This is a genomic window from Micrococcus sp. LASM2_SD2, assembly GCF_057364565.1.
The window spans coordinates 1-5,489 of the sequence record NZ_JBNFOB010000164.1 but is presented as its reverse complement, the minus strand read 5'-3'; the positions used below and the strand labels follow the sequence as shown (position 1 = coordinate 5,489).

At 72.8% G+C, this 5,489-nt stretch carries 5 protein-coding genes and 1 tRNA gene; 4 read left to right on the top strand and 2 right to left on the bottom strand.

Annotated features, from left to right (window positions below; all coding sequences use genetic code 11):
- Nucleotides 1–245 precede the first annotated feature (245 nt).
- The 3 genes from AC2W7A_RS08935 (at nucleotide 246) to AC2W7A_RS08925 (ending at nucleotide 2,456) form a co-directional block, all read left to right on the top strand.
- Entirely contained in the window at nucleotides 246–1,421 is a 1,176-nt protein-coding gene (locus tag AC2W7A_RS08935; RefSeq protein ID WP_485991055.1) for a glycosyltransferase, read from the top strand.
- Nucleotides 1,422–1,462: 41 nt separating this feature from the next.
- A tRNA-Ile gene (locus tag AC2W7A_RS08930) sits at nucleotides 1,463–1,536 on the top strand.
- Between the two features lie 80 nt (nucleotides 1,537–1,616).
- Nucleotides 1,617–2,456: an alpha/beta hydrolase family protein gene (locus tag AC2W7A_RS08925; RefSeq protein ID WP_485991053.1), complete on the top strand. Its 840-nt coding sequence runs from the start codon at nucleotides 1,617–1,619 to the stop codon at nucleotides 2,454–2,456.
- A 122-nt stretch (nucleotides 2,457–2,578) separates the two neighbouring features.
- Here AC2W7A_RS08925 and AC2W7A_RS08920 read toward each other — a convergent pair whose 3' ends face one another.
- Nucleotides 2,579–3,262 (bottom strand): C40 family peptidase, encoded by a 684-nt coding sequence (locus AC2W7A_RS08920; protein WP_485991052.1) that lies wholly within the window; start codon nucleotides 3,260–3,262, stop codon nucleotides 2,579–2,581.
- Between the two features lie 557 nt (nucleotides 3,263–3,819).
- Between AC2W7A_RS08920 and AC2W7A_RS08915 the strand changes: the two genes are divergently transcribed.
- Nucleotides 3,820–5,028, top strand: a complete 1,209-nt coding sequence (locus tag AC2W7A_RS08915) for a glycosyltransferase (RefSeq protein WP_485991054.1) — start codon at nucleotides 3,820–3,822, stop codon at nucleotides 5,026–5,028.
- A 38-nt stretch (nucleotides 5,029–5,066) separates the two neighbouring features.
- Here AC2W7A_RS08915 and AC2W7A_RS08910 read toward each other — a convergent pair.
- The coding region (locus tag AC2W7A_RS08910) for a peptidoglycan DD-metalloendopeptidase family protein (RefSeq protein WP_485991051.1) at nucleotides 5,067–5,489 on the bottom strand (423 nt) is incomplete at its 5' end.

The following is a 5,489-nucleotide window of genomic DNA, read 5'->3' as shown; positions in this document are numbered from 1 at the left end:
GGCCGCCCCCGAGGCCTGGGCCCACGGCGCCCCCGCCGGCGCACGGCGCCCCGCCGGGTGACGCATACCACCACGGCAGCGGACTCCGCCGTTGCTAGGCTGAGCCTGTCTGAGCCTCCGATGTGCCGGCGCAAACGGGTGCGCCGTCCGGAGGGGAGAGGCCGCCGAGACCAGCCACCATCGCCAGGAGCACCGTCCACGTGACCGACGCCCCGCGCGGGCATGACGCCCGCCCCCTCACCGTGATGATCGCCGCGGACACCTATCCGCCCGACGTCAACGGAGCCGCCACCTTCTGCTTCCGGCTCGCCACCGCGTTGCACGAGCGCGGGCACGACGTGCACGTGGTCGCCGCCCGCAGCGACGACGGCCCGGACTTCGTGGAGCACCGCCCCGAGGCCACCGTGCACCGCATCCGCTCCTGGCGACCGCCGACGCACGAGTACTACCGGCTCGTGTTCCCGCCCCTGGCCCGCCGCGCGATGCGCCGCATCATGGCCGAGGTGCAGCCGGACGTGGTCCATGTGCACTGCCACTACATGATCGGCGCCGCCGCGATCGCGGTGGCCGAACGCCGCCGCATCCGCACCATCTCCACCAACCACTTCATGCCGGAGAACCTGGAGCCGTTCCTGCCGTTCCCGCAGTGGTTCCTGGACCGCTACTCCCGCTACTCCTGGTGGCAGATGGGCCGGCTCATGGGCAAGGGCGCCGTGGTCACCACCCCCACCGCCCTGGCCGCCCGCGCCATGGCCGAGCGGGCCGGGCTGCAGAACGTGCTGCCCGTGTCCAACGGCATCGACGCCGCGAAGTACGAGCAGGCCGAGGGCGAGGTCATCACCCCGCACCCGCACCCCACCGCGCTGTTCGTGGGCCGCCTGGCCGTGGAGAAGAACATCGACGTGCTGCTGCGGGCGATCGCGCACCTGCGGGACACCCGCCCGGACCTGCAGGTCCACGCCGAGGTGATCGGGGACGGCGAGCAGCGGGACATGCTGCGGGACCTCGGGGAGGAGCTCGGCGTGCAGGACCTGGTGGCCCTGCGCGGGCACGTCACGGATGAGGAGCTGCATACCGCGTACCTGCGGGCGGACGTGTTCTGCCAGCCGGGCACCGCGGAGCTGCAGTCCCTGGTCTCCCTGGAGGCGATGAGCGCGTCCAAGCCCGTGGTGCTGGCCGACGCCCTGGCGCTGCCGCACCTCGTGGACGACGGTGTCAACGGGTACCTCTTCGTCCCCGGTGACCACGAGGACCTCGCCGCCAAGCTGGCCTTGGTGCTGGGCGCCCCGGAGGCCGAGCGCACCCGCATGGGGGAGGCCTCCCACGCCAAGGCGCTGCGCCACTCCGCCCAGAAGACCGTGGACCTCTTCGAGGCCCTCTACCGCGGAGCCACCCCCGCCGAGGTCCGCGCGCGCCTCTGAGCCGGACGGATCGCTAGACTTGGCCGACGCGCACCGCGCACGGGGCGTTAGCTCAGTCGGTCAGAGCAGAGGACTCATAATCCTTCGGTCGCGGGTTCAAGTCCCGCACGCCCTACCCACCTGTGGCCTCCGGCCCCCGCCGGGCCGGAGGCCACAGACGCAGCACGGACCACCCGTCCCACGAAGGAGCCCACCATGGCGGACCGGCCCGACGTCCCCACGGACGGCACCGAGCACACCTGCGCCGAGCAGGACGACACCGTCCGGATCCTCGACTCGACCGAGCACCGCACCGCCGCAGGCACCGCGTTCCTGCGCTTCGACGGCCGCGTGGGGGAGGCCCGGTTCTACGCCCATGCCCCGCTGAACCGGGACGGTGCGCCGGTGGCGGAGGCGGACCTGGCGGTGCTGCACTTCCACGGCTCCGGGGCCTCCCGCACCAACATGGACAACCGGGAGATGTGCGCGTTCCGGGACGCCGCCCTGGACCGTGGCTGGGTGCTGGGCGCCCCGTCCACGGGGAACGCCTTCGGCAACCCGGACGCGCTGGCCCTCGGCCTGGCTGTGCTCGGATGGCTGCGGAGCGAGTTCACCCCCGCCGCCACGGTGCTGCACGGCTACTCCATGGGCGGGATGGCGGCCTACAACGCCTCCGGCCGTGGACTCGTCCCGGACCTGGCCGGCGTGGTGGTGGTCAACGGGACGGTGGACTCCCTGGCCTCGAACTCCCTGCCCGCCATCCGCGAGGCCTATGGCGCCCTGGACGACGCGGAGCTGCTGCGGCTCCAGGCTGGCTTCGACCCGGCCCGGGACGACCCCGCCCGCTGGGCCGGGCTGCCGATGTTCCTCTCCTACTCCACCGGGGACGCCGCCGTCCCCGCGCAACGGCACGGCGAGGTCTTCATGGGCCGGGCCGCCACCCCGGAGTGCATCGTCTACCGGGTCGGCACGAACGGGCACGCGGACGTCTCCGGCTTCCGCCATCCGGAGGTCCTGGACTGGATCGGGTCCCTGCCGCCGCTCGCCTCGCGCTGAGTCTCGCCCTTCCCCGGACACGACGACGGACCGTCGCCTTCCGCGGGGAAGGCGACGGCCCGTCGTCGGGGGTGCCCGTCCGGTGCGGTCCTCCTCGACGAGAGGACGGCCCGGGTGGCGGCTCAGTAGCGGCCGGCCACCGAGAGCATGTTGGTGGGCATGTAGTCCACCGAGGTGACCAGCAGGCCGCGGTACGGGTTCAGGGCGTGGGCCATCTTGCCGTCGCCGATGTACATCGCCACGTGGTAGATGCGGCCGGTGGAGGAGTTGCGCCAGAAGAACAGGTCGCCGGGCTGGGCCTGGGACTTCGGCACGTAGGTGTCGGCGGCCAGGTACTGGTCGTGGGAGACGCGCGGCAGGGAGTGGCCGGACTTGGCCATGGCCTCGCGGACCAGGCCCGAGCAGTCGTAGCCGTACGGGCCGGTGCCGCCCCACAGGTAGTAGGTGTTCGGGTCGTTGACCTTGGCGATCATGTGGTTGACCGCGGCGGTCTTCGAGGCCGGGGCCGGGGTCGGCGCCGGGGCCGGGGCCGGGGCGGAGGAGGTGCCCGAGACCTTCACCACGTCGCCCACGTACAGCGGGGTGTTGATGGTCGCACCGTTCAGCGCGGCCAGGTCGTACATGGACATGCCGTGGTTGTTGGCGATGCGCCACCAGCTGTCGCCGGCCACCACGGTGTAGGTGGAGCTGGACGGGGCGGGCGCCGGGGTGGAGCCGCCATCCTCCCCGACCTTCAGGACGTCGCCGACGTAGATGGTCGAGTTGATGGTCTTGCCGTTCAGGGCGGCCAGGTCGTACATCGACATGCCGTACTGACGGGAGATGGACCACCAGCTGTCGCCGGCCTTGACGGTGTAGGTGACGGGGGCCGCGACGGCCTCGGACGGGGCGGAGACGGCGCCGGCGCGACGACGGTGCCCGCGCCCAGGGACAGGGCGAGGGAGGCGACGAGGGAGCGACGGCCGTGGCGTGCAGTGCGGGATGACTTCGAGGTCTCAGACATGACGAATCTTCCAGTCGGGACCGGCGGGTGGCATGAAGCCGCCAGGGCGTCCCGACAGGGAGCAGCCCAGGGATGAACCGGTGCGAGAGTGAATCGGTGTGATGAGGCCGGGAGCCGCAGAAACAGCGGACGGGGAAGGTCCGGGATCCGGACAGTGTCCGTATCGTTACCGAATATACACCAATGTTACTCAACTGCAATACGTGGAGTGATGCGTGTCTCTGTCCGGGATCGGCCCCGCGCGGGACGGGGGAGCGTGCGGGGTTGAGCCCGCCTCCGGCCCCGTCCCGTGCTTGTGCCGTGGCGGCACGCCTCCTCCCGCATCGCGGCGGTAGCGTGGAGCCCGTGACGGACCGCCCCCTGCGCCTGCTGATGGACGCGCGCTACACGCGCACCGACTTCCACGACGGCATCTCCCGCTACGGGGCCAGCCTGATCGGCGCGGTCCACCGGCTTACGGTGGACGGCCCCTGGGCCGGCCGGGTGCAGATGCACATGCTCATCAGCGACGAAGCGCAGCTGCCCCTGCTGCCAGATGGGGTGCCCTGGCATCGCGCCACCGGGCCGACCACGCCGCTGGAGCCCGCGCTCGCCGCGCAGGTGAACCGGATCGGGCCGGACGTGGTGTTCTCCCCGATGCAGACCATGGGATCCGCAGGCCGCCGCTACGGGCTGATCCTCACCCTCCACGACCTCATCTACTACGCGCACCGCACTCCGCCGCGGAACCTGCCCGAACCCGTCCGCTGGCTCTGGCGGCTCTACCACCTCGGCTACGGTCCGCAGCGGCTGCTGCTCAACCGTGCCGACCGCGTGGCCACGGTCTCCGAGACCACCGCCGCGCTGATCGCGGAGTATCGGCTCACCCGCCGCCCCGTGGACGTGGTGCCGAACGCACCTCAGCCCGTGGCCGCGCCCCGGGACCCGGAGGTGCCGCCGGCGCGCTCGCTCGTCTACATGGGCTCGTTCATGGACTACAAGGACGTGGACTCCCTGGTGGCGGCCATGCCGCTGCTGCCGGGGTACACGCTGCACCTGCTCTCCCGGATCTCCGCGGACCGGCGTGCCGAGCTCGAGTCCCTCCTGGCCGAGCGCCGTGTCGCGGTGTCGCCGGACACCTCGGGGTGCGACGCGGCCGGTGGGACATGCGGCGAGACGTCCGGAGACACACCCGGCGGGACGCTCGGCGAGGTGGTCTTCCACGACGGCGTCTCGGACGAGGAGTACGTGGCCCTGCTCCGTGAGGCCACCGCGCTCGTCACGCTCTCCCGTGCCGAGGGCTACGGTCTGCCCGTGGCGGAGGCGATGTCCCACGGCACCCCGGTGATCGGCACGGACATGCCGATCTTCCGCGAGGTCGCCGGGGGAGCGGAGCCGGCCTTCCTGCCCGTGCCCCTCGACGGCGACCGGTCCGCCGCCTTCGCCGCGCAGGTCCGCGCGCTGCAGGTTTCGGGCGCCTGGCGGCAGGCCTCCCGCGCGGCGGTGGAGCGTGCGGCCCGCTACCGCTGGGACGACTCGGCGGCACGCCTGCTCGACGCCGTCGAGGCGGTGGCCGCGGCGCGTCGCTGACCCGGTGCCTCCCCGGCGCCGACGGTCGGCCCTCGGGGTCAGCCGTCGTCCTCTTCCCGGCCCTCGGGGTGCTTCTGGTCCTCGCCCAGCGGCCACAGCACGGACGGCCCGGACATCCCCAGCAGCAGTGCCGGGTCCAGGTACCGGTCCCGCAGCGTGCCGCCCACCGGCCAGCCGTCCAGCACCCGCACGCCGAGATGGACGCACGGCTCGGCGCAGTGCGCCGTCTGCCGGTCCAGCCGTCCGACCGGCTGGCCCTCCCGCACCCGCTCACCCTTCCCGACGACGGCCCGCACCGGCTCCATCGAGCTCACCACGTCCTGGCCGTGGTCGATCGACAGCACCGGCCTGCCGGCGACCATGCCGACGTGCCGGACGGTCCCGTCCGCCGGGGGCGAGGACGACGTCCCCGCGCAGCCGCAGGTCCACGCCGCGGTGGCCGGCGTCCCAGGGGGCGCTCG